The 1,804-nt window shown below is 60.5% G+C and carries 1 protein-coding gene; it reads left to right on the top strand.

Features of this window, described 5'->3' with window-relative positions:
• The first annotated feature begins 624 nt into the window (after positions 1-624).
• Positions 625-1,158 (top strand): hypothetical protein, encoded by a 534-nt coding sequence (locus P4L78_RS22825; protein ID WP_309330999.1) that lies wholly within the window; start codon positions 625-627, stop codon positions 1,156-1,158.
• Positions 1,159-1,804: the final 646 nt, after the last annotated feature.

Genomic DNA, 1,804 nt, shown 5'->3' with positions numbered 1-1,804 from the left:
GAGTGTTTGTGTGGTGTGTGTGTGTGTGTGTGTGTGTGTGTGTGTGTGGGTGTGTGTGTGCCAGTGTGTGTGTGTGTGTGTGTGTGTGTGTGTGTGTGTGTGTGTGTGTGTGTGTGTGCGAAGTGCGTGGGGTTGGTGAGAGTGTGTGGGAGGGGGGGAGGGGCAACTTACCTCGTTCAGCTGACTGTCTGGTGTTGATGGATTGTGTGCGCGTGCAGACACGGTCACCTCACCGAATTCAGTGCGCACCACAACCTGCTCCTTCAGCCTGTCCGCCGCCCGCTTGCGTGTGGAGACCTTGTTGTTCCTCGCGGATTGGCAGTCCTGGCACCGGCCCTTGCCGGATGGTGGCCCTGTGCCCCGGTAGAGCAGTAGGGGGCAAGCTTTTGCGCGGGCCACCAGCACCCGGCCACTTCCATCCTCGCCTGACCCGTACTCAACGTACACCCCTGTCGAGCCGCCCCACGTATCACCGGCGTCTCCGATCCACGCGTCCTCGGCCTCTCCTGGAGTGCGAACTGCAACGCCCTGGCATGCTGTGCAGTGGTCAAAGACCCAGACCAAGCATTTCACTGTGGCCGACACGGACAGCGCTGAGGCAGGGATGGTGGTGGTGCCATCAGCATGTTGGGCCATGTCCGCCTGTCCCCGCAGCTCGGCCTTCAGCACCCGCACGATATCAGCCGACAACGGAAACTGCTGCTGGCCTTGGCAGTTGTACTTGGCGAGGGAGACAACCACCGCGCCCAAGATGCTGGTCATGAAGAAGCCCACAGTGACAACACCCAGCTCGCCGGGCGTGTCCTTGGCCACCAACAGCCGCTGTCCACCGTCGTACACACGCCATCGTCCTCGATCGGGCACTTGCCGCTGCAGGGCTTCCTCGGCGACGTCAGCAAGGTTGAATGCTGCCCCAGCTACGTGCCCATCTGGCCGTTCTGTCCCTGCCGCCCCATCCCGAGGCCGCGCGTCATCACCAGCATCCACACCATCACCGATACCATGCGTTACGGGTGCGTTCTCGTCACCGTTTGCCTCCTCGTCCACTGGGCTGAATTCAAAATTGACCGCGAAAGCACTGCCGCCCTTGTCCTTCAGCTCCATCGCCAAGGCCCGCTGCAGCCCTTGCATCGTCAGAGCAACTACATCAACAGTTGATGGAACGCGTGCAAGTGGCTCTGGCCGCTCTGTATTGGCTGGGAGGAGGAGACCATTCCCGGCAGCGTGAATGAATCGGCTTTTCCGCACTTGTTTCCGAATGCTGCCTAGCACGGGGGGCTCAGCTGACTCCAGTATGTAGTACCATTCGTCTGGCGCGGCATCCTTGATCGCTGCGCCCTGCACGCTCGTCCACTGGCGGCCCGCACAGCGTACTTGCCGGATCATGCCACCCCCTTCCCGGATTGTAGGGGTGATTAGTTATTTCTCTAACGATTTGGCGCTTTGGGGGTAGGTACAATTGTACCTCGGCGCCGTTGAGAGGCCCCCCCCACCTTTCCATACCCCGTTCATAACACCCCTGTTCGGTCTCTCCGAGTCCGAGTCTGCCTTTAGAACGGTCTACTGTAGGTCTTCAACTCTCTCCACTTTCGATTCAAATACCCTTTCCTCGCATCATGCCGCGCTGGCAGGCCCCTTCCTGCGCCCGGGCAGCCCCCGCCACAGTTGTTCCGCTCTGCACTCTCTGCCGGGAAAGTGCCGGGCCACTGCCGGCGCGTACTGCCCTTCCTGTCTCAATTCTAACGTAGTCAGTCCGCCTCTCTTGACTCCTGTCCGTCGTCCTCGTACACATGTTCTTATTCTG

It is taken from the genome of Silvimonas sp., from assembly GCF_031291215.1.
Taxonomy (GTDB): Bacteria; Pseudomonadota; Gammaproteobacteria; order Burkholderiales; family Chitinibacteraceae; genus Silvimonas; species Silvimonas soli.
Note: the sequence above shows the minus strand (reverse complement) of the source record. Positions and strands in the feature narration are given on the sequence as shown.

What these genes read in the sequence shown, in the direction of transcription:
- P4L78_RS22825 (WP_309330999.1), top strand. Translation starts at nt 625, where the DNA reads ATGTTGGGCCATGTCCGCCTGTCCCCGCAGCTCGGCCTTCAGCACCCG.